The sequence below is a fragment of the Edwardsiella anguillarum ET080813 genome, assembly GCF_000264765.2.
Taxonomy (GTDB): Bacteria; Pseudomonadota; Gammaproteobacteria; order Enterobacterales; family Enterobacteriaceae; genus Edwardsiella; species Edwardsiella anguillarum.
In genome coordinates this window covers 1,745,446-1,770,336 of record NZ_CP006664.1, presented here as the reverse complement: position 1 = coordinate 1,770,336, position 24,891 = coordinate 1,745,446, and the positions used below count along the sequence as shown (strand labels likewise).

The window sequence follows — 24,891 nt, the reverse complement described above, 5'->3', positions numbered from 1 at the left end:
GACTGTTAGGTAATTAGGATGACAACGTTCTGATTAGATTAGAAAAATCTTCTTTGATGTCGTGACTTTCTTCGCGCAGCTGCTCAATCTTACGGCAGGCGTGCAGCACCGTGGTATGGTCCCGGCCACCAAAGGCATCGCCGATCTCCGGCAGGCTGTGGTTGGTCAGCTCCTTGGCCAACGCCATCGCCATCTGGCGCGGGCGGGCAACGGAGCGGGAGCGGCGCTTGGACAACAGGTCGGCCACTTTAATCTTGTAGTACTCCGCCACCGTCTTCTGAATGTTGTCGATGGTGACCAGCTTCTCCTGCAGCGCCAACAAGTCACGCAGCGCTTCGCGGACAAAGTCGATGGTGATCGCCCGCCCGGTAAAGTTGGCGTTGGCGATCACCCGATTCAGCGCCCCCTCCAGCTCACGGACGTTCGAGCGCAGGCGCTTGGCAATGAAGAAAGCTACCTCGCCCGGCAGGCGAATGTCGTTTTCGTCGGCCTTCTTCATCAGAATAGCGACGCGCGTCTCCAGCTCCGGCGGCTCGATAGCCACCGTTAGTCCCCAGCCGAAACGCGACTTAAGGCGATCTTCTACCCCGTTGATCTCTTTCGGATAACGATCGGAAGTCAAGATGATTTGCTGATTGCCCTCCAGCAGCGCATTGAAGGTGTGAAAAAACTCCTCCTGTGAGCGCTCCTTATTGGCAAAAAACTGAATATCGTCGATCAGCAGCGCATCGACAGAGCGGTAGTAGCGCTTGAACTCTTCGATAGCGTTATTCTGCAGCGCTTTGACCATATCCTGAACAAAGCGCTCGGAATGCATGTACACCACCTTGGCGTTAGGCTTGCGCGCCATGATGCCATTGCCTACCGCATGCAGCAGGTGCGTTTTACCCAGGCCGGTACCACCGTATAGAAACAGCGGGTTATAAGCGCCACCCGGGTTATCCGCCACCTGACGCGCCGCCGCGCGCGCCAGCTGGTTAGACTTACCCTCAACAAAGTTATCGAAGGTGTGCTTAGGGTTAACGTTGGAGCGATAGGAGAGCTCCGGCTGGGCGGTAACCCGCTCCCAGCTCGGTCGCGCCGGACTGCTGGTCCGAACGGCGGCCGGCGCCACGCTCACGCCGCTACTGGCGGCGCTGCTAACCGCAGCCGGGGCTGCCGGCTTGCTGCCCACCTCAAAACGCAGCACCGGCGCATCGGAACCGCAAAAGTCATTAAGTAACCCATTAATATTATTTAAATATTTATCACGAACCCAATCAAGAACAAAGCGGTTGGGCGCATACAGCGCCAGCGTGTTGTCACTGAGCTCCGCCTGAAGAGGACGGATCCACATGCTGAATTCTGTGGCAGGTAACTCATCCTGCAATCGGGCAAGACACTGCTGCCAAAGCGAAAGTGACACGGCGGACTCCACTCGAACAAAGATAAATAAGAAATGATTAGGGTGCTTAGGGTTTTTCATTACCGGAAATGCAGCCGGTAGCCCGCGGCGCGCAATGCGGCCGGATCCCAACGGGGCGGCGGGATCATAAACAGGTTACCCACAACTTGACCACTTCCTGGTCACCGCTTGCGCGGCATACTCGCACAACCGCCCCTCACAAGAAAGGGATCGCGATCGGGATGGCGGATCATAGCCTAAACCGCACAGAAGATCCTCTCCTTCTGCACAGAATCGATCCTTTTTATCCACAGACCAACCGGCCCCCTGTATGGATTATCCCTTTTCCTATGCAATATAGCGTTAACGGCAGCACAAAGCGGAGACTTTCAGAAAAACCGTTGATCAATACCGCACCGATCCCAAGATCGACAGAAGGATCACACTAAGATCCTTGCGCTTTGGTAGGGAGTCCGTATAATTTGCCACCCACGCGTTACGCCTGCGTTCTGTTGCCGGAAACGCAGTACCCCAACCCTCCGGAAGGTTAGGTGTGACGGTGACAGCGGGTTTACCCGTGTGAGCCCAGGTGAGCTGCTTGGCATAAGTCAATTGACTCAGGACTGTACAATTATTACAATCCTGCCTCTTTAATATATGCGATTGAGGCGTCGGTCGTTCTCACGTCGAGTAGCCAAACGCGTTTACTGATCAGTAATTATTTAAAGTTTAGGTAGAAATCGCTATGAAACGCACTTTCCAACCGTCCGTATTGAAACGCAACCGTACCCACGGTTTCCGTGCTCGTATGGCAAACAAAAATGGCCGTCAGGTTCTTGCCCGTCGCCGCGCTAAAGGCCGCGCTCGTCTGACCGTAGCCGGTTAATTTAGCTGACCAGATTAGTGGTTAAGCTAAGTTTCCCTAGGGAGTTACGTTTGTTAACTCCCAATCACTTCAATTTCGTCTTCCAGCAACCGCAACGAGCCGGTACGCCCCAACTTACCATTCTCGGCCGTATGAACTCGCTGGGGTATCCCCGCATCGGTCTTACTGTCGCCAAAAAGCATGTCAAACGCGCTCACGAGCGTAACCGCATCAAGCGCCTGACACGCGAAAGTTTCCGTCTGCGTCAGCATTCGCTGCCAGCCATGGACTTTGTGGTAATCGTCAAAAAGGGTGTTCAGGAACTCGATAATCGGGCGCTGACAGAGATGTTGGAAAAATTATGGCGTCGCCATTGTCGCCAGGCTCGCGTCTCCTGATTGCGCTGATACGCGGTTATCAGCGCTTTATCAGTCCGCTGCTTGGGCCGCACTGTCGCTTCCATCCCACCTGCTCACAGTACGGAATTGAGGCATTGCGCAGGTTTGGGGTGGTAAAAGGCAGTTGGTTGACACTGAAACGCGTATTAAAATGCCACCCTTTGAACCCGGGTGGCGATGATCCCGTGCCGCCAAAGACCAATAACAGAGAACATTAAGATGGATTCGCAACGTAATCTATTCCTCGTCGCTCTGCTGTTCGTGTCCTTCTTGATCTGGCAGGCCTGGCAGACGGACCACAATCCGCAGCCGGTCGCTCAGACAGCAGGACAGAGCGTAAGTGACACCGCTAGCCAGGCAGTACCGGAAAGCGGCCAGGGTAAGCTTATTACGGTTAAGACCGACGTACTGGCTTTGACCATCAACACCCGCGGTGGTGACATCGAGCAGGCCGATCTGCTGGCCTACCCGGCTACTCTGGGCTCAAATACCCCGTTCCAGCTGCTGGAAACCACGCCGCAGTTTGTCTACCAGGCTCAGAGCGGCCTGACCGGCAAGAGCGGTCCGGATAACCCGGCTAACGGCGCCCGCCCGCTGTACAGCGCTAACCAAACCAGCTACGAAATGCTGCCGGGCCAAGATGAGCTGCGAATCCCGCTGACCTATACCGCTGCGAACGGCGTTATCTACACCAAAACCTTCGTTCTTAAGCGCAATGACTACGCTATCGCCGTTGACTATAAGGTGAAAAACGACAGCCACGACGCACTGGATCTGACCCTGTTCGGTCAGCTCAAGCAGTCTGTCGATCTGCCGAAGCACCGCGATACCGGCAGCAATAACTTTGCGCTGCACACCTTCCGCGGCGCGGCTTACTCCTCCAGCGATGACAAGTATCAGAAGTACAGCTTCAGCGATATCGAAGACAAGAATCTGAACGTGCAGACGAAGGGCGGCTGGGTCGCCATGCTGCAACAGTACTTCGCCACCGCCTGGATCCCGCACGACAGCGGCGTAAACACCTTCTACACCGCCAATCTGGGCAACGGCCAGGCCGCTATCGGCTATAAAGCACCGTCCGTCAGCGTCGCGCCAAACACAGAGAAGGTGCTCAGCACCACGCTGTGGGTCGGCCCGGAGCTGCAAAGCGACATGGCTGCCGTTGCGCCACACCTCGATTTGACCGTGGACTATGGCTGGCTGTGGTTTATCTCTCAGCCGCTGTTTAAGCTGCTGCAGCTGATCCACAGCTTCGTCGGGAACTGGGGCTTCGCTATCATTATCATCACCTTTATCGTTCGTGGCATCATGTACCCGCTGACCAAGGCGCAGTACACCTCGATGGCCAAGATGCGTATGCTGCAGCCCAAGCTGCAGGCCATGCGCGAACGTATCGGCGATGACAAACAGCGCATGAGTCAGGAGATGATGGCGCTGTACAAGACCGAGAAGGTTAACCCGCTGGGCGGCTGCTTCCCGCTGCTGATCCAGATGCCTATCTTCCTGGCCCTGTACTACATGCTGATGGGCTCCGTCGAGCTGCGTCAGGCGCCGTTCGCCCTGTGGATCCATGACCTGGCCGCGCCAGACCCGTACTACATCCTGCCTATCCTGATGGGCGTAACCATGTTCTTCATCCAGAAGATGTCGCCAACAACCGTCACCGATCCGATGCAGCAGAAGATCATGACGTTTATGCCGGTTATCTTTACCGTCTTCTTCCTGTGGTTCCCGTCAGGTCTGGTGCTGTACTATATCGTCAGCAACCTGGTCACCATCATCCAGCAGCAGCTGATTTACCGCGGCCTGGAAAAACGCGGCCTGCACAGCCGGGATAAAAAATAACCCACGCTGATGCAGCGAGGTACCAGGGGGGCGGTCATCAGACCGCCCCTTTTTTCTTGTCGCCCGCCGCGCGGGCCAGCACTCAAAGCCAAAAGAGAGAGAATATGATCAGCTCATCCGACACCATCGTCGCCCAGGCTACCGCGCCGGGACGCGGCGGCGTGGGGATCCTGCGCGTATCCGGCCCGCAGGCGCAGGCCGTAGCCCTGGCGCTATTGGGCAAGCTGCCCAAGCCGCGCTATGCCGACTACCTGCCGTTCCGAGACCATGATGGAACCCCGCTGGATCAGGGCATTGCCCTCTATTTCCCCGGCCCCAACTCCTTTACCGGAGAGGATGTGCTGGAGCTACAGGGCCACGGTGGGCCGGTGATCCTCGATTTACTGTTAAAGCGTATTCTGCAGCTGCCGGGACTGCGCATCGCCCGTCCAGGAGAGTTCTCCGAACGCGCGTTTCTCAACGATAAAATGGATCTGGCGCAGGCCGAGGCGATTGCCGACCTTATCGACGCCAGCTCAGAGCAGGCGGCGCGCTCGGCGGTCAACTCGCTGCAGGGCATCTTCTCGGCGCGCATCCATCAGCTGGTCGAGTCCCTGATCCACCTGCGCATCTACGTCGAGGCCGCCATCGACTTTCCCGATGAAGAGATAGACTTTCTCTCCGACGGTAAGGTGGAGGCTCAGCTGAATGCGGTGATGGATGAACTGGCCGGCGTACGCACAGAGGCACGCCAGGGCAGCCTACTGCGTGAAGGGATGAAAGTGGTGATCGCCGGACGCCCCAACGCCGGGAAATCCAGTCTGCTCAACGCGCTGGCCGGACGAGAAGCGGCTATCGTCACCGATATCGCCGGCACCACTCGCGACGTCCTGCGTGAGCATATTCATATCGATGGCATGCCGCTGCACATCATCGATACCGCCGGGCTGCGCGAGGCCAGCGACGAAGTGGAGCGTATCGGCATTGAGCGCGCCTGGCAGGAGATCGAGCGCGCCGATCGTGTACTGTTTATGGTCGACGGCACCACCACCGACGCCACCGATCCCGTCACCATCTGGCCCGATTTTATCGCGCGTCTGCCGTCCAGCCTACCCATTACCGTGGTGCGTAATAAGGCGGACGTAACCGGTGAGCCGCTGGGGATCAGCGACTGCGATGGCCATACGCTGGTACGCCTGTCGGCTCGCACCGGCGCCGGCGTCGACGTACTGCGCGATCACCTCAAGCGCATTATGGGCTTTGACACTCGTCTGGAGGGGGGATTTCTGGCGCGCCGCCGTCATCTGCAGGCGCTGGATCAGGCCGCCCTGCACCTGCAGCAGGGAAAAGATCAGCTGCTCGGCGCCATGGCCGGAGAGCTGCTGGCCGAAGAGCTGCGTCTGGCGCAGCAGTCGCTCAGCGAGATCACCGGCGAATTTACCTCTGACGATCTGCTGGGACGCATCTTCACCAACTTCTGCATCGGCAAGTGAGGCTACGCCGAAACGAACGCCGACCCGCCCGGCGTTATCCCCGTCGTTTCTGGTGACGCTCGCGGTTATCCACCTTACGCCGCTCGCTCTTACGCAGCAGGATATAGAGCGCGCCGCTGCCGCCGTGGCGCCTATCGGCGCTGTGTATCGCCATCACGTCAGGGATCTGCGGCAGCCAGGCGCTGACATAGCTTTTCAGCAGCGCCTGAGGCTGGCTGCGCTCCCCTTTGCCATGCAATACCAACGCGGTACGAACGTCGCGCGCGATGCAGTCCGCCACGAACTGCAGCAGCGCGGCGCGCGCCTCAACCAGTGTATGACGGTGCAGATCCAGAACCGCCTGCAGCGCATATTTCCCCAGCCGCAGCTTACGGTAAACCCCGTCTTGGATCCCCTCACGCTTAAATCCCAGCAGATCGCACGGGCGTAGCATCACGACCGATACCATCGAGAGCGAATCCAGAGACACATCCAAGGTCTGCTGCGCAGCCGCCCGCCGGGCCAGCTGCGCCTCACTGGGTGGCGCGGCGCGCGCCGTCGACACGCGGCGATCCGATACCAGCGGTTTCACGCCGGCCATCTCTTGGCAAAACAGCTGATGGCTATCCATTCTTATCTTCCTTATCTCCTCGCACAACCTCAGTCGCCTGACAGCATATCCGGGCTATCGCGTACCGCGCCGAGACAGTGACGGTATACCTGGCGCGCCGCCTGAGTAATGGAAAACAGCAGTAGACCGCACAGCAGCAGCTCTACGCTAACCTGCCAGGTCACCCCGCGCTGCGCCAGCGTCGCCGCCATATAGCTGTAGAGAAATGTCCCCGGCAACAGCGTTAACGCTGAAATCCAGGTATATCGCCAAAAACCGATGTCCGTCAGCCCATAGGCATAGTTTTGAATATTGTAGGGAAACAGCGGCACCAGGCGGGTAAAGATCAGAAAGTCGACGCCATAGCGCGTCATCCCCAAAGCGATCCGCTGAAACAGGGGACGCGACCCAAAACGGGCCTGTAGCCAGTCACGCCCCAAATACCGCGCCAGCAGAAAGGCGCAGGCGGATGCCAGCGTCGCCGCCAACAGTGAAAATAGCGTTCCCCACCATACCCCAAACAGCATCGCCGCCGCGATCACCAGAATACTGCCCGGAAACAGCATCAGCGAGGCGGCAATAAACAGGATCATATAGCCCAGCGCGCCATAGACAAACCCCATCTCCCCCAGCAGACGCTGCAACGCCGCCAGATCGCCGCTCAGCGTGCGCAGCGGCGTACAGGCGATCGCGACGGCCACTAGCGCCAACATCCCCCATCGCCGCCAAGGTTTACGCCTTCTTTTCCATCGCATGTCTCCTCTTATCTCGCATTCCTCGCTAGCGCGGTAACCAAATCAGTGCGCTATGCCACACATTACATACATGATGATTATCAAATATCGTTAGAGGATAAATACTTCTAAGGGTTATACAACCGCCATGTGACAGGCAAGCTGGACTGACACCGGTAAATGCGCCGATCTTTACCGCCTGACGCATCATTATGATCGGCAGTATAGGGAGTGACTATGGAAAGCCACTTTGTCTGGTGGAACACAGAGCATCGCCCACTGGACGTCCATCGACTCACCGAAGACGTCATCGCAACCTCACTCCACTACTCCCCTAAACGGCGTGAGCGTTTTCTGCACGCCCGGGTTGCGCTGGCGGAGCTGATGGCCATTCTGTATGGCCACAGTAAACTGCCGCGTACGGCGATCGACTGCCGCGGGCGTCCTTTTTTTATCGATCCCAGCCTGCCCGACTTCAGCCTGGCCTATGGCGGCAACATCGTCGGGGTGATGCTGGGATGTACCGGTAAGGTAGGCCTGGATATTGAGGTAATCCGCGCCCGCCAGGGTGGATTCGTTCCCCTGCAGCAGCAGTACCTGAGCAATACGGAAAAAGTCTGGATCGCACGCCAAGAGGACAGACTGGAAGCAACCACTCAGCTGTGGGCCATCCGTCAATCCGTGCTGAAAATCTCCGGCCTCGGCAATAGCGGACTCGATACCCTGCGGCTCCAGCCCGGCGCGGGAAAACTGCGCTCAAGCGCCACGCCGCAGGTCGAAACCCTGAGTGCGATACACAACGATATCGCCTGGGCCTGCAGCCGCTCGCCCTCGCTACAGCGGCTGCACTACTGGTATATGCAGCCCAACGGGCGCTTGGCCAACGTCGATAGAGAAAAACGCCAGACGCTGGAGCTGTTACCAACGTTTCTACGCTTTACCAGCCATGTTCCGCTACAGACGGTATCCGACTGATATACCGCGCACAGGATGTGGGCAAGCCAGCGACCTGGATAAAAAGGATTTATTATTCATCTGGGTGTCCATGGCCTTGCGCACCCCTGGGAGAAATCGCTGCCGCTGCGGACTCTACCCGATCGACTTCGCACACGGCGCAGCGGCAGAAGGCAGGACTCTATCGTCTGTTCCATAGACCGATCAGATCCAGCGCACCCGCGTTGACCGCGACGCTAGCTGATGAACGGCTGCCGTACGCCATAAACAAACAGGGAGGGCTAATGCCCTCCCTGTCGCTGCTGCGCTTCATCGCGTGGATCAGTGCGCGTCAACCAATGCTATCTTCAGCACAAACAGCAGCGCCACCACCACCACGCAGGGGCTAATCTCACGCCAGCGTCCCGTGCCCGCCTTCATCACGCAGTAGGCGATAAAGCCGAGCGCGATCCCCTCGGTGATCGAGAAGCTGAACGGCATCATCACCGCAGTAATAAACGCCGGTACCGCCTCGGTCAGATCATCCCACTTAACCCGCGCCAGACTCGAGGTCATCAGCACGCCGACGTAGATCAGCGCCCCAGCGGCGGCATACCCCGGCACCATCGCCGCCAGCGGAGAGAGGAAGATCACCAGCATGAACAGCAGCCCCACCACCACGGCGGTCAGCCCGGTGCGCCCGCCGACGGAGACCCCAGAGGAGCTTTCAATGTAGGCGGTCACAGAGGAAGTGCCGATGAAAGAACCGGCGACGGAGCTGATACTGTCCACATACAGTGCCTGCTGCATGCGCGGAAACTTGCCGTTGACGTCCGTCAGACCCGCTTTATCCGTAACGCCAATCAGCGTGCCCGAGGAGTCGAACAGGTTCACCAGCATAAAGGAGAAGATAACGCCGGACAGACCGATATTCAGCGCACCGCTCAAATCGACCTGACCGACTACGCTGGTCACGCTGGGCGGCATAGAGAAAATGCCGCTGTACTGCACGTCACCCAGCAGCAGACCGATAGCCGTTGTCACCACAATCGATACCAGCACCGCGGCGTGAATGTTACGCGACGCCAGAACAGCGATGATGAAAAAGCCCAGCGCCCCCAGCAGAACATGGTGCGACGTCAACTCCCCCACCGTCACCAGCGTATCCTGGTTCGGCACGATGATACCGGCGTTTTTGAGCCCCATCATCGCAATAAACAGACCGATACCGCTGGTGATCCCCACCCGCAGGCTCAGCGGAATATTGGCGATCATTCAATAGCGAATACGGAATATCGTCAGCAGCAGCAGACCGACGGCGCCCCAGAAAATGGCGCCCATCCCGATCTGCCAGGAGAGTCCCATCGCCCCGACGACCACAAAAGCAAAGAAGGCGTTCAGCCCCATCGCTGGCGCCAACGCGACCGGAAGGTTGGCTAACAACCCCATAAGAATACTGCCGAAGGCGGCAATCAGACAGGTCGTCACAAACACGGCCTGGGTATCCATGCCTGCGGCGCTGAGGATCTGCGGGTTAACGAAGACGATGTACACCATGGTGAGGAACGTGGTGAAACCGGCAATCACTTCGGTCCTGACGGTGGTACCATGCGCCTGCAGTTTAAAGACGCGCTCGAATACGCCCCGGGATTGGGCGGTATTGGACGTGGATTGGCTCATACATGAAATCCGTATAGTGTCTTGGATGGCTATCCTATACTAAAAATGCCAAATGTTGATGTCTGTCACATCCTTTTTTTGCTGTTTTTTTGCCACCGATCAGCCAATGTGATGTAACGCAAACGCTTATATACATAAAATCGCTACAATAGACAGATAAAATCGCTTTAATATCAAAATGATAAATCCAATAGCCGTAAGGTGACCCACATGGAAAATAGTCATCACAAACATACGCAATCGCTTTCCCGCGCTGCGATGCTGCGTCTTCTGGCCGTTTCACGCGGCGATCAGCCTGCCGATCTCATCATCGACAATGTTTTCCTGCTGGATCTCATCAACGGCGGAACCCTGCCGGGCCCCATCCTCATCAGCGGTGACAGCATTGCCGGCGTCGGGCCGGCCTACGCCGGTGCCGCAGCCCTGGAGCGCATTGACGCCGGCGGTGCCGTAGCCGTTCCCGGCTTTATCGACGCCCATCTGCACATCGAATCCAGCATGATGACCCCCATCACCTTCGAAAGCGTCACGTTACCTCTCGGCGTCACCACCATTGTGTGTGACCCTCATGAGATCGTGAACGTTATGGGAGAGGAGGGGCTGGCATGGTTCCTGCGCTGCGCCGAGGGCGCGCAGCAAAACCAGTTCATACAGATCAGCTCCTGTGTGCCGGCGCTGGCCGGAACCGATATCAACGGCGCAGAGTTTCCCCTGACAGCGATGCTGCCCTACCGCGAGCATCCCCACGTGCTGGGGCTGGCAGAGATGATGAACTTTCCCGGCGTCATTGCCGGCGATGAGCAGATTCTCGATAAGCTGGATGCGTTCCGCCACCTGACGCTGGACGGCCATAGCCCCATGCTGAGCGGCAAAGCGCTGAATGCCTATCTGGCCGCCGGAGTGGAAAACTGCCATGAAACGCTGGCGCTGGAAGAGGGACGGGAAAAGCTGGCGCTGGGCATGGCGCTGATGATCCGCGAAGGCTCCGCGGCGCGCAACCTGGATACGCTGGCGCCCCTGATCAGCGAGTTCAACAGCCCGCAGTGCATGCTGTGCACCGATGACCGTAATCCATGGGAGATCGCGCACGAAGGGCACATCGATGCGCTGATCCGGCGCCTGATCCAACGGCATCACATCGCGCCACACGTAGCATACCGCGTCGCCAGCTGGTCAGCGGCGCGCCACTTTGGCCTCAAGCGCCTGGGGCTGATCGCGCCGGGGAAAAAGGCGGATATCGTTCTGCTGGATGACGTTGAGCAGGTGGCCATTCGCCAGGTATTTGCCGGCGGTAAGGCCATCGATGCACAGCTGCTGCTGCGCAGCGCAGCGACACGCCAGCTGGCCAGCTCTCCACCGCAGCACAATACCCTACGGCGAGCCCCGCTCCGCGCCAAAGATCTGACGCTGCCGCTGGCGCAGGGCGCCGACTATCGCGCCATTCAGCTGATCCCCAACGAGCTCATCACCCCGGCCAGAACGGTACGCTGGCTGGGCGATCGCTTCGATACGCCAGACGTATGCCGCATTGCGGTGATGGAGCGCTATGGTCAGCAAAGGGCGCCGGCGCTAGGCCTTCTGCACAACAGCGGCCTGAGCAAAGGGGCGCTGGCGGCGACCGTCAGCCACGACAGCCACAATATTGTGACCATCGGCCACTGTCCAGAAGAGATGGCGCTGGCGGTCAATCAGCTGATTGACGACGGCGGTGGGCTGTGTGTCGTTGCCGACGGACAGGTCGTAGCCCATCTGCCGCTGCCCATCGCCGGCCTGATGAGCTCACGATCGGCAGCGGAGATTGCCGATGTCATCGATGCGCTGAAACAGGCCTGCCGCGACTGCGGTATGACCCTGAATGAACCGTTTATTCAGATGGCGTTTCTCTCGCTGCCGGTGATTCCGTCGCTCAAGCTGACCAGTCTTGGGCTGTATGATGTAGACCACTTCCGCTTTACCGAGGTTCGCATACAGGAAGAGAGCGTTTAAACTAGGACGAAAATAACGTTGATACGGCGCGGGCCTCTCCGCGCCGACCGGCCAAAAAGGACGCCCATGAGCAGTATCCGCTGTATTCTCTTCGACTGTGATGGAACGCTGGTAGACAGCGAAATTATCTGCAGTAAAGCCTATGTCAGTATGTTCTCCCGCTATGGGATCACGCTATCGCTGGAAGATATCTATCGTGAATTCAAAGGGGTGCGGCTGTATGAAATTATCGACGTGATACAGCAGCGTCATCCATTTACGGCCGATCGCGCCGAGATGGAGTCCCACTACCGCGCCGAGGTGGCACGCCTGTTCGACAGCGAGCTCCAGCCAATCCCCCACGCCCACGAGCTGCTAAGCCAAGTCTGCGTCCCCATGTGCACCGCCTCCAATGGGCCGGTCAGCAAAATGCAGAGCTCCCTTGGCGCCACCGGAATGCTGCCCTTCTTCGGCGATCGCCTGTACAGCGGCTACGATATCCAGCGCTGGAAACCCCAGCCGGATTTATTGTTCCACGCGGCCCGGAACATGGGGGTCGATATCGGTGAGTGCATCCTCGTGGACGACTCGCCGGCCGGGGCACAGTCCGGCATTGCAGCCGGCATCCCGGTATTTTACTTTTGCGCCGATCCCCACAACCCGACGATCGACCATCCGCTGGTCACCGCCTTCGACGATCTGCGCCAGCTCCCGCAGCTGTGGCGCCAGCGCGGCTGGCAGCTGACCCGCGACGCATAAAAGAAAGCCGCCCTTATGGGCGGCCCGATACGGTTTAGCGTGAGGCGGCGTGAGAGGCTATGCCTCGTCCGTCCGGCGATGATCCGTCAGCAGCTGCTCCAGATCGTCCCCGCCGATATGGCGGAAATCCTGCCCTTTGACGTAGTAGAAAATAAACTCACAGATATTCTGGCAGCGATCGCCGATACGCTCGATAGAGCGGGCGCAGAACAGCGCCGTCAATACGCTGGGAATGGTGCGCGAGTCCTCCATCATGTAGGTCATCAGCTGGCGCACAATGCCTTCATACTCCTGATCGACCTTCTTATCTTCCCGATAAATCCGAATGGCCTCATTCAGATCCATGCGCGCAAAGGCATCCAGCACATCGTGCAGCATCTGTACGGTATGTTGTCCCAGGGACTCCAGGCTAACCAACAGCGGCTGATGCTGCTGGGAAAACTTCTCCAGCGCGGTGCGGCAGATTTTATCCGCGACGTCGCCAATGCGCTCCAGCTCGGAGATCGTTTTAATAATCGCCATCACCAGGCGTAGATCGCTGGCAGTCGGCTGACGCTTGGCAATAATTTTAACGCAGGCCTCATCGATGGCGATCTCCATCATGTTGACCTTGGCATCCCCTTCCACCACCCGGCGCGCCAGATCGGCATCCTGGTTATGCATGGCAGTGATCGCATCCGTCAGCTGCTGCTCCACCAGCCCACCCATGCTCATTACCTGGGTGCGGATATATTCAAGCTCGGCATTAAACTGACCGGAGGTGTGCTTGTTTAAATTCAGATTATCCATGTTCCCTTCCTAAAAACCATCAGCCATAGCGACCGGTAATATAGTCTTCCGTCTGCCGCTGCGCAGGGGCGGTAAACAGCTTATCTGTATCACTAAACTCAATCAGCTCACCAAGATACATAAATGCAGTGTAATCAGAACAGCGCGCCGCCTGCTGCATATTGTGGGTCACGATCACCACGGTGTAGTCCTGCTTCAGCTCGGTGATAAGCTCCTCGATGCGGCTGGTCGAAATAGGATCCAGCGCAGAGCAGGGTTCATCCAACAGTAAGACCTCTGGACGGATAGCAATACCGCGGGCGATACACAGACGCTGCTGCTGACCGCCTGACAGGCTATAGCCGCTTTGGTGCAGCTTATCTTTCGTCTCACTCCACAGCGCCGCCTTGGTCAGCGCCCACTGCACTCGCTCATCCATATCGGCACGCGACAGTTTTTCAAACAGGCGTACGCCGAAGGCGATATTGTCGTAGATGGACATAGGAAAAGGCGTCGGCTTCTGAAACACCATGCCCACCTTGGCGCGCAGCAGCGCGACATCCTGGCTGTCGGTCAGGATATTCTGGCCATCCAGTAAAATCTCCCCCTCTGCGCGCTGCTCCGGGTAAAGCTGGAACATCTTGTTAAAGGTACGCAGCAGCGTCGACTTGCCGCAGCCGGACGGACCGATGAAGGCCGTCACTTTATTTTTCTCAATATCCAGCGAGATATTCTTCAGCGCGTGGAATTTTCCGTAATAGAAGTTCAGATCGCGCACCTGAATTTTACTGTTGGTCGGGTCTGTCACTACATTACTCATCGTTTTTCTCTCTGTTAGCGACGCCGCTGCGGCAGCGCCCCAAAATTAGTGTTTTTTCTTGGCAAAAATCACGCGGGCCACGATATTCAGCAGCAGAACGCACAGCGTGATCAGTAGTACTCCGGCCCAGGCCAGCTGTTGCCACTCCGCAAACGGACTCATAGCAAACTTGAAGATAGTGACTGGCAGGTTAGCCAGCGGCTGCATCATGTCGGTGCTCCAAAACTGGTTGGAGAGCGACGTAAACAGCAGGGGGGCCGTCTCACCGGCGATACGGGCGATGGCCAGCAGTACCCCGGTAATAATCCCCGACACGGACGCCTTCAGGGTAATCGCTGAAATCATCTTCCACTTGGGTGTACCCAGCGCATAGGCCGCCTCGCGCAGGCTATCCGGCACCAGCTTTAGCATATTCTCCGTGGTACGGATAACGATCGGCACCTGCAGCAGTGCCAGCGCGATCACCCCGGCCCAGCCGGAAAAGTGCTGCATCTTAGTCACCACAATGGTGTAGACGAACAGCCCGACCACGATAGAGGGCGCAGATAACAGGATATCGTTAATAAAACGGGTCACGTTAGCAAACCAGCCGTTGCGGCCGTATTCCGCCAGATAAATGCCCGCCATTATCCCCAGCGGCGTACCGATCACCGTCGCCCACAGGATCAGCAGCCCGGAGCCAACGATGGCGTTCGCTAAACCGCCGCCTTCGGTATTCGGCGGCGGCGTCATTTCGGTAAACAGCGCCAGCGACATGCCGTCCAGGCCACGGGTAAAGGTGGATAGCAGGATCCACACCAGCCAAAACAGGCCAAAGGCCATCGTGCCCATCGACAGGCACAGCGCAATACGGTTTTTCTGGCGGCGCCAGGCCTGCATGCGGCGACGGGATTCCGCCAGCTTCTGCGGATTTTGTACGTCCATCATTGCCATATTAACGCCCCTCGTTCTTCGCCAGACGCAGAATCATCAGCTTGGACAACGCCAGCACGATGAAGGTGATCACAAATAGAATCAGCCCAAGCTCCATCAGCGCCGCGGTATGCAGCCCGGACTCCGCCTCAGCAAACTCATTGGCCAGCGCCGAGGTAATACTGTTGCCCGGCATATACAGTGAAAAGCTGTCGAGCTGGTAGGTATTGCCGATGACAAAGGTAACCGCCATGGTCTCCCCCAGCGCGCGCCCCAGCCCCAGCATAACGCCCCCGATCACCCCATTTTTAGTGAACGGCAGGACGATACGCCAGATCACCTCCCAGGTGGTACAGCCAATGCCGTAGGCGGACTCTTTCATCATGACCGGCGTCTGCTCAAACACATCGCGCATCACCGCCGCAATATAGGGGATGATCATGATCGCCAGGATCACCCCCGCCGCCAAGATGCCGATACCGAACGCCGGACCGGAAAACAGGGTACCGACGATGGGAATACCGGAAAGCACGTTGCCCACCGGGATCTGAAAATACTCGGCAAACAGCGGGGCAAAGATAAATAGCCCCCACATGCCGTAAACGATGCTGGGGATCGCCGCCAGTAGCTCAATCGCCACCCCTAGCGGACGACGTAGCCATCCCGGCGCCAGCTCCGTCAAAAATAGGGCAATACCGAAGCTGACCGGAACGGCGATGATCAGCGCGATAAGGGAAGTAACCAGCGTGCCGTAGATAGGCACCAGCGCGCCAAACTGCTCCGCGGGCGCATCCCACTCTTTGCTCCACAGGAACGCAAAGCCAAACTTCTCCATGCTGGGCAGCGCGGCGACGATCAGCGAAACGATGATCCCCCCCAGCAGCAATAGCGTAATCAGGGCCGCCAGTTTGACCAGCGCCCCAAAAATGACGTCACCAAGCTTACTCGGCGCTTTTATCATCGGCTGTTTATTAGACAAAGGCGAATCAGCCATGCGTATCTCTTCTTCAACGGTCACGGTACGGCACGCACCGTACGGTGCGTGCCAAAAAGCGATCAGTACAGCGCGTTGCCGCCGCTGTCCTTAACGCTGCTTTTCCAGGCGGTACGAATGTGCTCCACCACCGACGCCGGCAGGGTCGCATAGTCCAGATCGTTGGCCTGCTTGGCGCCTTTACTGTAGGCCCAATCGAAGAACTTCAGCACTTCCACCGTTTGCTTGGGCTTGCTGGATTCCTTGTGAACCAGAATGAAGGTGGTCGAGGTGATCGGCCATACGTTATCGCCGGGCTGATTCGTTAGATCCTGGGCGAAAGACGCACTCCAGTCAGCGCCTTTCGCCGCATTGCTGAAGCTGACCTCCGTCGGGCTGACCGCCTGCCCTTCGGAGGAGATCAGCTTGGTGTAGGCCAGCTTATTCTGCTTGGCATAGGCATACTCGACGTAGCCGATGGCGCCAGGCAAGCGCTGTACAAAGGCGGCAACACCATCGTTACCTTTTCCACCCAGCCCCGTCGGCCAGTTAACGGTAGATCCGGCGCCGACGTCACTCTTCCACTGTGCGTTGACTTTGTTCAGGTAGCTGGTAAAGACAAACGAGGTGCCCGAGCCATCGGCGCGACGCACCACGGCAATCGCCTGATCCGGCAGCTTAACGCCCGGGTTCAGCTTGGCAATCGCCGCGTCGTTCCACTTTTTAATTTTACCCAGGTAGATATCGCCCAGCGTTTCACCGTCCAGCGTCAGCTCGCCGGACTTAATGCCCGGCAGGTTAACGGCCATCACCACGCCGCCGATAACCGTCGGAAACTGAAATAGGCCGTCTGCCGCCAGCTTTTCTTCGCTCAGGGGCGCATCGGAGGCACCGAAGTCAACGGTGTTGGCAATGATCTGCTTCACGCCGCCAGAGGAGCCAATGCCTTGATAGTTTACTTTATTACCGGTCTCTTTCTGATAGGAGTCAGCCCACTTGGCGTAAACCGGCGCAGGGAAGGTGGCACCGGCACCGGTCAAGCTCTCCGCCGCAAAGGCAGGCATGGCGCTCAGGGAGACGGTCGCCGCGACAATCCCGGCGACAGCGGTACGCATCAGTTTCATATTCCCTCCAGGGAAGTGTTATTCATCTAACGTATGAACGATCGGATCAAGTATGGTGCAGGTAGCAAAATAAGGCAGTTTGATGACAGTAAAATGTATGGATTATGACAGTTTTATGACAACTCAGTGGCCAGGGCGTACGCCGCACGATAGGCCGCGGGTTCCGTCGTCAGCGCGGCGGTCATCTGCGCGACGGCCAGCAGAAAACGCAGCGCCCTCAGATAAATCGCGTATGACGATATATTAAAAATTGCGAGCTACAACAAATACATATTACTATCGTTGGTGATATTAACCACTATCCGTGTGATAATGGGCAAAATCGCTCACCTCATGGCTATGCTCACAGGATAACCGCTAAATGATTCACCAAGACAATGACAAACAACATATTAAACTGTCTTATGTGACACACTTTTACTGCAATCAGAAAAGTATTGAATCTGTCTTTTCACTGCTGCGAAAGTATGAAAATTTACCGTTATCCATCCGCAGCGCGGTGGAGTTTATTATTGTCGATGATGGCTCCCCGATAACCTACGATATTGGCAGTTTTGACTTGAATATTACTTGGTTAAAGATAACCGAGGATATTAAATGGAATCAGGCTGGCGCACGCAACCTGGGGGTTACCTATGCAAAGTCTGATAAAATTTTGCTGACCGATTTGGATCACGAACTGCCGGCCGAAACATTTGAGTACCTGATCAACGCGAGAAATCCCGGGCGTAACTTCTATAAGATATACAGAACAAGCCCTGAGCAGGGACGGTACAAAGGCCATTCTAATCTATTTTTTATGTCGCGAGCGCGTTTCTTTCGCCACTTTGGCTATGACGAAGAGTTTGCCGGTAACTACGGCGCAGAGGATTACCGTTTTGTTAAATATCATAAATATCATGGTTCTCGACAAAAATATCTGCCAAAGAAAATTATTTGCCACGAGAGAGTGCTCGATCGTGAAAAAAGCTACCATAGCCTGAGTCGCGATTTATCAGCCAATACGCCTGTCGACTTGCAAAAGCGAAAAGAGTGCGAAACATATGGCGATGAATATGGCCATAGCCGCATTTTCCTTAATTTTGAATGGAAGATTATCTACCGCCACAGTGTATTTCCAACGACGCTGCCAGCAGAAAAACGCTGGTGGAAGCCGCTATGGTGGCTACGCTATTTATCGTCCACCCTTTCTCGCTAATCCCCTCAATAAAAAGGGGATGCCGAGGCATCCCCTGATATCTCACGATCGCGCTTTATTCTACGGTAACCGACTTAGCCAGGTTACGCGGCTGATCGACGTCGGTCCCCTTGATCAGGGCGACATGATAGGAGAGCAGCTGTAGCGGCACCGTATAGAAAATCGGTGCAATCACCTCTTCTACGTGCGGCAGCGCGATAATACGCATCCCTTCACTTTCGCTAAACCCGGCGCTCTGGGCGGCGAAAACGTACAGCAGACCGCCGCGGGCGCGTACCTCTTCAATATTGGACTTTAGCTTCTCCAGCAGCTCATTATTCGGCGCCACCACCACCACCGGCATATCGGAGTCGATCAGCGCCAGTGGACCATGCTTCAGCTCACCGGCGGCGTAGGCCTCGGCATGGATATAGGAGATCTCCTTCAGCTTCAGCGCCCCTTCCATCGCGATCGGATACTGATCGCCGCGCCCTAAGAACAGCGCATGGTGCTTATCCAGGAAGTCTTCGGCCAGCGCCTCAATGCTGCGATCCAGCGAAAGCATCTGCTCAATGCGATTAGGCAACGCCTGCAGGGCATGGACAATCTCCAGCTCCGCCTCCGCAGACATACCGTGCAGACGGCCAATACGCGCCACCAGCATCAGCAATACCGTCAGCTGCGTAGTGAAGGCCTTGGTTGAGGCTACACCGATCTCGGTACCGGCGCGTGTCATCAATGCCAGGTCTGACTCACGCACCAGCGAGGAGCTGGCTACGTTACAAATCGCCAGCGAACCCAGGTAGCCAATCTCCTTGGACAGGCGCAGCGCCGCCAGCGTATCGGCCGTTTCACCTGACTGAGACAGCGTTATTATCAAGCTATTTTTACGCACGGCTGACTTACGGTAGCGGAATTCAGAGGCGATCTCCACATCGCAGGGAATGCCGGCCAGCGCCTCAAACCAATAGCGGGCAACCATACCGGAGTGGTATGACGTTCCGCAGGCGATAATTTGGATATGCTCAACCTGTGACAGCAGGCGCTCTCCGGCCTCGCCCAGCTCCTGCAGATCGATTTGACCGTGGCTAAAGCGCCCTTCAAGGGTGTTTTTGATCGCCTGCGGCTGTTCGTAAATCTCTTTCTGCATGTAGTGGCGATAGGCCCCCTTATCCCCGGCGTCATACTGCACGTTGGATTCAACTTCGGCACGCGCCGCCGGTGCACCGTCGGCGTCAAAGATCGTCACGCTGTGGCGGGTTATCTCGGCAATATCGCCCTCTTCCAGGAATATAAAGCGGCGGGTGACCGGCAGCAGCGCCAGCTGATCGGAGGCCAGAAAGTTTTCCCCCATCCCTCGGCCAATCACCAGCGGGCTGCCCGAGCGGGCGCAGACCAGCGCCTCCGGGTGCTGACTGTCCATCACCACCGTGCCATACGCACCGCGCAGCTGTGGGATGACCCGCTTAACAACCTCCAGCAGGGAGCCTCCCTGGCGCTGTTCCCAGTTCACCAGGTGCGCAATCACCTCCGTATCCGTCTCGGAGGTAAAGCGGTAACCACGCTCGATCAGCTGCGCGCGCAGCGTCTCGTGGTTTTCGATAATGCCGTTGTGCACTACGCTGATATGGCCGGAGACATGGGGATGCGCATTCTGCTCGTTCGGCTCACCATGGGTTGCCCAGCGGGTGTGGGCAATACCGGTGCCGCCGACCATCGGAGACAGGGCAACCGCGTCGCTTAACGCGTTGACCTTGCCTACACGACGCAGACGTTGCATATGTCCCTGAGCGTCTACGACCGCCAGACCCGCAGAGTCATAGCCGCGGTATTCCAGACGACGTAACCCTTCCAGCAGGATCTCTGCCACATCTCGCTGCGCTACCGCGCCAACAATTCCACACATAAGGTTTGATTCCTATAGCCAAACCGCCGCAGCGGTCTGTCGATGCCCGTATCGATCTGATTGATAAACGGCGCTGTGCACCGCTGCCCCGAGCCTTGTAGAGAGTGGGGCTGATCCCTTTAGCAGGATCGTTATTATGTTTTTCCCTGTGTCCCTCATCGGGGCACAGGGAAAAACCGCTGCGGCCGTTAGGTCGCAGCGATCGCGATCATTTTTTCTTCATCGGCCGTTTCCAGCCGCTGAGCTGCACCTGTTTCACCCGGCTGAGCACCAGCTCTCCGTCACCCACATTTTTGGTTACCGTCGTACCGGCCGCGATCGTCGCACCACGGCCAACGGTAACCGGCGCCACCAGCTGACTGTCTGAACCAACGAAGACGTCATCACCGATCACCGTCTGGTGTTTATTGGCACCATCATAGTTACAAGTAATAGTCCCTGCGCCGATATTCACCCCAGCGCCGATCTCCGCATCGCCCAGGTAACTCAGATGGCCCGCCTTAGAGCCGCGCCCCAGGTATGCCTTCTTCATTTCAACGAAGTTACCCACGTGAGCCTCCGCATCGAGGCAGGCGCCGGGGCGCAGACGGGCAAAGGGCCCCACGGTACAGGCCTGTGCCAGCCGGGCACCCTCAATCACCGTATAGGGACTAATCACACTATCATCGGCGATCTGGCAATCCTTCAGCACACAGCCGCTACCGATATGAACTCGGTCTCCCAGCGTCACTTTGCCTTCGATAATCACGTTGGTATCGATCACCACATCGCGCCCGTGCACCAGCTCACCGCGCAGATCGAAGCGTGCCGGATCGGTTAGCATTACGCCAGCCAGCAGCAAACGCTGCGCCTGCTGCTGCTGATAGGCTCGTTCCAGGGTGGAAAGCTGCAGGCGGTTGTTAACCCCCTCCACCTCGCTCAGGCGTTCGGGATGCACTGCCGCAATCTGCCGCCCTTCCTGATGGGCCATGGCGATAATATCGGTAATATAGAACTCACCCTGAGCATTGTTGTTATCCAGACGGGCCAGCCAGCGCTTCAGATCCGCGCCGTTGGCCACCAGAATGCCGGTGTTGATCTCATTGATACGACGCTGCAATTCGCTGGCGTCCTTATGTTCGACGATCCCCACCACGCTGTCGTGATGACGCACAATGCGGCCATAGCCGCTCGGGTCGTCCAGTTTTACCGTCAGCAGACCGATTCCCCCCTGGGGCTTCGCCGCGATCAGGCGCTGCAGCGTCGCGGCCGAAATCAGCGGCACATCGCCGTATAGCATCAGGATATCTTCATCGTCGGAAAAATCAGGCGCCGCCTGCTGCATGGCATGGCCGGTGCCCAGCTGCTGAACCTGTAGCACCCAGTTCAGCGGCTGGCCAGACAGATGGGCCTTCAGCAGGTCGCCGCCGTGACCGTATACCAGATGTACCTGACGGGCGCCCAGCGTCAGCGCGCTGTCAATAACGTGCTGCACCATCGGCTTGCCTGCCAACGGATGCAACACCTTAGGAAGATCGGAATACATGCGGGTTCCTTTACCGGCGGCAAGGATGACCACGCTTAATGGAGATGTCGACATAAGCAATCTGATCCATTCAAATTGATGGGGTAAAGTAAACCCGTTAAGCGGCGGGATTACTACATATTTCTCTACTCAAAACGCGCGCAGGCCAGATGTACTGCGGGGATAAGATGATGATAGATAACTTGGCAGGAGGGGGGCAAACACTCTCTTCGCCAATGCGCTTTTTCGCGCGATTAGCCCAACAATTGCGCAGCGAATATCCAGGGAGAGCGCTTTTTTTAACGATAAAAAAAACCTCTCCGCCGGGGAGAGGTTTTTTACCGTCGTCTGCTTACATCATTTTTTTGGTCAATTCGATTACGCGCAGTTTGGCAATCGCCTTGGCCAGCTCTGCAGATGCCTGAGCATAGTCAACGTCGCCGTGCGAGCTGCGGATGTGTTCTTCTGCTTTACGCTTCGACTCCATCGCACGCGCCTCGTCGAGGTCCTGACCACGGATAGCGGTATCGGCCAGTACGGTAACCGCGCTGGACTGCACCTCAAGGATGCCGCCGGAAAGGTAGATAAACTCCTCCTCTCCATGCTGTTTAACGATACGCACCATGCCAGGCTTAATGGCAGTAAGCAGCGGAGCGTGCCCCGGGTAGATACCCAGCTCACCTTCACTACCCGTCACCTGGATTTTCTGCACCAGCCCAGAGAACATCTGACGCTCCGCGCTGACCACATCCAGATGGAAAGTCATAGCCATATCACCCTCCTATCAGGCGTTACAGTTTCTTGGCTTTTTCCACGGCTTCGTCGATAGAACCCACCATATAGAACGCCTGCTCCGGCAGATGGTCATAGTCACCGTTCATGATGCCTTTAAAGCCCATGATGGTGTCTTTCAGCGAAACGTACTTGCCAGGAGAACCGGTGAACACTTCCGCAACGAAGAACGGCTGTGACAGGAAGCGCTGGATCTTACGCGCACGGGCCACAACCAGCTTGTCCTCTTCAGACAGCTCATCCATACCCAGAATAGCGATGATATCCTTCAGTTCCTGATAGCGCTGCAGAATGGACTGCACGCCGCGTGCGGTGTCATAGTGCTCCTGACCCACCACCAGCGGATCCAGCTGACGGCTGGTGGAATCCAGCGGGTCAACGGCCGGATAGATACCCAGAGAGGCGATCTGACGACTCAGAACTACGGTCGCATCCAAGTGCGCAAAGGTGGTTGCCGGCGACGGGTCAGTCAGGTCATCCGCAGGGACGTATACCGCCTGAACAGACGTGATAGAGCCGGTTTTCGTGGAGGTAATACGCTCCTGCAGCACGCCCATCTCTTCTGCCAGCGTCGGCTGATAACCTACCGCTGACGGCATACGGCCCAACAGTGCGGACACCTCGGTACCGGCCAGGGTATAGCGGTAGATGTTATCGATAAACAGCAGAACGTCGCGGCCTTCATCGCGGAACTTCTCAGCCATGGTCAGACCGGTCAGCGCCACGCGCAGACGGTTTCCCGGCGGCTCGTTCATCTGGCCGTAGACCAGAGACACTTTGTCCAGTACGTTGGAGTCCGTCATCTCGTGGTAGAAGTCGTTACCCTCACGGGTACGCTCACCTACGCCGGCAAAAACCGAGTAGCCGGAGTGTTCAATAGCGATGTTACGGATAAGCTCCATCATGTTGACGGTCTTACCTACGCCGGCGCCCCCGAACAGCCCCACTTTACCGCCTTTAGCGAACGGGCAGATCAGGTCGATAACCTTGATGCCCGTCTCCAGCAGCTCCTGGGAGTTGGACAGATCTTCGTAGCTCGGCGCCGCGCGGTGAATAGCCCAGCGCTCTTCCTCACCGATCTCGCCTTTCATGTCGACCGGATCGCCCAGTACGTTCATGATACGACCCAGCGTTGCCTTACCCACCGGGACTTCGATCGGGTGATTCTGGTCTTCTACGTCCAGCCCGCGACGCAGGCCGTCAGAAGAACCCATTGCAATACAGCGAACGACGCCGCCGCCCAGCTGCTGCTGAACTTCCAGTACCAGTTTAGTGGCACCGCCTTTTACCTCCAGTGCGTTATACACCTTCGGCACGGCATCCTGCGGGAACTCCACGTCCACCACGGCGCCGATAACCTGGATAATCTTTCCAGTAGCCATCTTGAATCCTCTACGTAATTCGTAAACCTAGCTCTTAAACCGCAGCAGCGCCCGAGACGATCTCGGTGAGCTCCTGGGTGATGCTGGCCTGACGAGCCTTGTTGTAGACCAACTGCAGCTCTTTGATCAGGTTGCCGCCGTTATCGGTTGCCGCCTTCATAGCAACCATTCGCGCGGCCTGCTCACTGGCCAGGTTTTCCACGACGCCCTGATAAACCTGTGACTCCACATAGCGACGCAGCAGGGTATCCAGCAGCGCCTTCGGATCCGGTTCATACAGGTAATCCCATGATTTCCTTTTCAGCTCTGCATCGTCTGCCTTAGGCAGCGGCAACAGCTGAAGGACCTGTGGTTCTTGGGACATGGTGTTGATGAACTTGTTGCTCACCACATACAGGCGATCCAGACGGCCCTCATCATAGGCCTGCAGCATCACCTTCACCGGACCGATCAGCTCGGACAGGGAGGGGTTATCTCCCATGCCGGTGACCTGAGCGACAACGTTGCCGCCCACGGACCCAAAGAAAGAGACTGCCTTGGAGCCGATCAGCGCGAGATCGATATCCACGCCCTTCTGGTTCCACTCTTTCATCTCTGTCAGCAGCTTCTTGAACAGGTTAATGTTCAGGCCACCGCACAGACCACGGTCGGTAGAAACCACCAGATACCCCACGCGTTTAATATCGCGCTCTTCCAGGTACGGGTGTTTGTATTCCAGATTCCCCAGCGCAAGGTGACCAATCACTTTGCGCATGGTTTCTGCATAGGGACGGCTGGCCGCCATGCGATCCTGCGTTTTACGCATTTTGGAGGCGGCGACCATCTCCATCGCTTTCGTGATCTTTTGCGTGTTTTGCACGCTGGCGATCTTGCTACGTATCTCTTTCGCGCCGGCCATCTCTGCTTCTC

General features: G+C 57.1%; 22 protein-coding genes and 1 pseudogene. 9 read left to right on the top strand and 14 right to left on the bottom strand.

The genetic code is table 11. The features are described 5' to 3' along the window. Positions 1-13: 13 nt before the first annotated feature. Positions 14-1,405, bottom strand: coding sequence for a chromosomal replication initiator protein DnaA (gene dnaA, locus ETEE_RS07960; RefSeq protein ID WP_095666550.1), 1,392 nt, complete (start codon positions 1,403-1,405; stop codon positions 14-16). Positions 1,406-2,129: 724 nt separating this feature from the next. On the opposite strand from dnaA, the gene rpmH reads away from it, so the two are divergent. The 5 genes from rpmH (at position 2,130) to mnmE (ending at position 5,964) form a co-directional block, all read left to right on the top strand. Beyond that, on the top strand, positions 2,130-2,270 hold the full coding sequence (gene rpmH / locus ETEE_RS20035; protein ID WP_015462599.1) for a 50S ribosomal protein L34: 141 nt from the start codon (positions 2,130-2,132) through the stop codon (positions 2,268-2,270). A 17-nt stretch (positions 2,271-2,287) separates the two neighbouring features. Then, positions 2,288-2,647: a ribonuclease P protein component gene (rnpA, locus tag ETEE_RS20030; RefSeq protein ID WP_015462598.1), complete on the top strand. Its 360-nt coding sequence runs from the start codon at positions 2,288-2,290 to the stop codon at positions 2,645-2,647. Beyond that, positions 2,611-2,865 carry a membrane protein insertion efficiency factor YidD gene (gene yidD / locus ETEE_RS20025; RefSeq protein WP_015462597.1) on the top strand — a complete coding sequence of 85 codons (255 nt, stop codon included), beginning with the start codon at positions 2,611-2,613 and terminating at the stop codon, positions 2,863-2,865. Before rnpA ends, yidD begins: the two co-directional genes overlap by 37 nt. Before the next feature lies 1 nt (position 2,866). Beyond that, positions 2,867-4,492, top strand: a complete 1,626-nt coding sequence (gene yidC, locus ETEE_RS07950; protein WP_034164466.1) for a membrane protein insertase YidC — start codon at positions 2,867-2,869, stop codon at positions 4,490-4,492. Between the two features lie 107 nt (positions 4,493-4,599). After that, positions 4,600-5,964 carry a tRNA uridine-5-carboxymethylaminomethyl(34) synthesis GTPase MnmE gene (mnmE, locus tag ETEE_RS07945; RefSeq protein ID WP_034164586.1) on the top strand — a complete coding sequence of 455 codons (1,365 nt, stop codon included), beginning with the start codon at positions 4,600-4,602 and terminating at the stop codon, positions 5,962-5,964. A gap of 34 nt (positions 5,965-5,998) precedes the next feature. On the opposite strand, the gene smrA is transcribed toward mnmE, so the two are convergent. Beyond that, positions 5,999-6,574: a DNA endonuclease SmrA gene (gene smrA / locus ETEE_RS07940; protein ID WP_034164465.1), complete on the bottom strand. Its 576-nt coding sequence runs from the start codon at positions 6,572-6,574 to the stop codon at positions 5,999-6,001. 29 nt (positions 6,575-6,603) lie between these two features. Further along, complete coding sequence (locus tag ETEE_RS07935; protein ID WP_051905082.1) at positions 6,604-7,266, bottom strand: TVP38/TMEM64 family protein; 663 nt, start codon at positions 7,264-7,266, stop codon at positions 6,604-6,606. A gap of 258 nt (positions 7,267-7,524) precedes the next feature. Here ETEE_RS07935 and ETEE_RS07930 point away from each other — a divergent pair, with 258 nt between their 5' ends. After that, the gene (locus ETEE_RS07930) at positions 7,525-8,262 is read left to right on the top strand and encodes a 4'-phosphopantetheinyl transferase family protein (RefSeq protein WP_034164464.1); all 738 of its coding nucleotides are present in this window, start codon (positions 7,525-7,527) and stop codon (positions 8,260-8,262) included. Between the two features lie 300 nt (positions 8,263-8,562). On the opposite strand, the pseudogene ETEE_RS07925 reads toward ETEE_RS07930, so the two are convergent. Next, a pseudogene (locus ETEE_RS07925) lies at positions 8,563-9,900 on the bottom strand (NCS2 family permease). Positions 9,901-10,110: 210 nt separating this feature from the next. Here ETEE_RS07925 and adeD point away from each other — a divergent pair. Together adeD and yieH are read left to right on the top strand one after the other, a co-directional pair. Then, the gene (adeD, locus tag ETEE_RS07920; RefSeq protein ID WP_034164463.1) at positions 10,111-11,886 is read left to right on the top strand and encodes an adenine deaminase; all 1,776 of its coding nucleotides are present in this window, start codon (positions 10,111-10,113) and stop codon (positions 11,884-11,886) included. A 66-nt stretch (positions 11,887-11,952) separates the two neighbouring features. Beyond that, positions 11,953-12,624 carry a 6-phosphogluconate phosphatase gene (gene yieH, locus ETEE_RS07915; RefSeq protein WP_034164462.1) on the top strand — a complete coding sequence of 224 codons (672 nt, stop codon included), beginning with the start codon at positions 11,953-11,955 and terminating at the stop codon, positions 12,622-12,624. 57 nt (positions 12,625-12,681) lie between these two features. Here the strand turns inward: yieH and phoU are convergent, their stop codons facing one another. The 5 genes from phoU to pstS form a co-directional block, all read right to left on the bottom strand. Continuing rightward, a complete protein-coding gene (gene phoU / locus ETEE_RS07910; RefSeq protein WP_034164461.1) occupies positions 12,682-13,413 on the bottom strand; it encodes a phosphate signaling complex protein PhoU in 732 nt (243 codons plus the stop codon). Positions 13,414-13,432: 19 nt separating this feature from the next. Next, positions 13,433-14,212 (bottom strand): phosphate ABC transporter ATP-binding protein PstB, encoded by a 780-nt coding sequence (gene pstB / locus ETEE_RS07905; RefSeq protein WP_015462590.1) that lies wholly within the window; start codon positions 14,210-14,212, stop codon positions 13,433-13,435. Between the two features lie 45 nt (positions 14,213-14,257). Further along, positions 14,258-15,145, bottom strand: a complete 888-nt coding sequence (gene pstA / locus ETEE_RS07900; RefSeq protein ID WP_034164460.1) for a phosphate ABC transporter permease PstA — start codon at positions 15,143-15,145, stop codon at positions 14,258-14,260. 1 nt (position 15,146) lies between these two features. Further along, the gene (gene pstC / locus ETEE_RS07895) at positions 15,147-16,118 is read right to left on the bottom strand and encodes a phosphate ABC transporter permease PstC (protein WP_095666549.1); all 972 of its coding nucleotides are present in this window, start codon (positions 16,116-16,118) and stop codon (positions 15,147-15,149) included. Positions 16,119-16,180: 62 nt separating this feature from the next. Then, positions 16,181-17,221: a phosphate ABC transporter substrate-binding protein PstS gene (gene pstS, locus ETEE_RS07890; protein ID WP_034164459.1), complete on the bottom strand. Its 1,041-nt coding sequence runs from the start codon at positions 17,219-17,221 to the stop codon at positions 16,181-16,183. A gap of 361 nt (positions 17,222-17,582) precedes the next feature. On the opposite strand from pstS, the gene ETEE_RS07885 reads away from it, so the two are divergent. Next, positions 17,583-18,419: a glycosyltransferase family A protein gene (locus ETEE_RS07885; protein WP_034164458.1), complete on the top strand. Its 837-nt coding sequence runs from the start codon at positions 17,583-17,585 to the stop codon at positions 18,417-18,419. Positions 18,420-18,474: 55 nt separating this feature from the next. Here the strand turns inward: ETEE_RS07885 and glmS are convergent, their stop codons facing one another. From glmS to atpG, 5 genes are all read right to left on the bottom strand, one after another. After that, the gene (glmS, locus tag ETEE_RS07880; RefSeq protein ID WP_034164457.1) at positions 18,475-20,304 is read right to left on the bottom strand and encodes a glutamine--fructose-6-phosphate transaminase (isomerizing); all 1,830 of its coding nucleotides are present in this window, start codon (positions 20,302-20,304) and stop codon (positions 18,475-18,477) included. A 208-nt stretch (positions 20,305-20,512) separates the two neighbouring features. Then, a complete protein-coding gene (glmU, locus tag ETEE_RS07875; RefSeq protein WP_034164456.1) occupies positions 20,513-21,883 on the bottom strand; it encodes a bifunctional UDP-N-acetylglucosamine diphosphorylase/glucosamine-1-phosphate N-acetyltransferase GlmU in 1,371 nt (456 codons plus the stop codon). Positions 21,884-22,160: 277 nt separating this feature from the next. Beyond that, on the bottom strand, positions 22,161-22,580 hold the full coding sequence (locus tag ETEE_RS07870) for a F0F1 ATP synthase subunit epsilon (protein ID WP_012850327.1): 420 nt from the start codon (positions 22,578-22,580) through the stop codon (positions 22,161-22,163). A 19-nt stretch (positions 22,581-22,599) separates the two neighbouring features. After that, positions 22,600-23,982: a F0F1 ATP synthase subunit beta gene (gene atpD, locus ETEE_RS07865; protein WP_012850326.1), complete on the bottom strand. Its 1,383-nt coding sequence runs from the start codon at positions 23,980-23,982 to the stop codon at positions 22,600-22,602. Positions 23,983-24,016: 34 nt separating this feature from the next. Continuing rightward, a complete protein-coding gene (gene atpG / locus ETEE_RS07860; RefSeq protein ID WP_012850325.1) occupies positions 24,017-24,880 on the bottom strand; it encodes a F0F1 ATP synthase subunit gamma in 864 nt (287 codons plus the stop codon). Positions 24,881-24,891 lie beyond the last annotated feature (11 nt).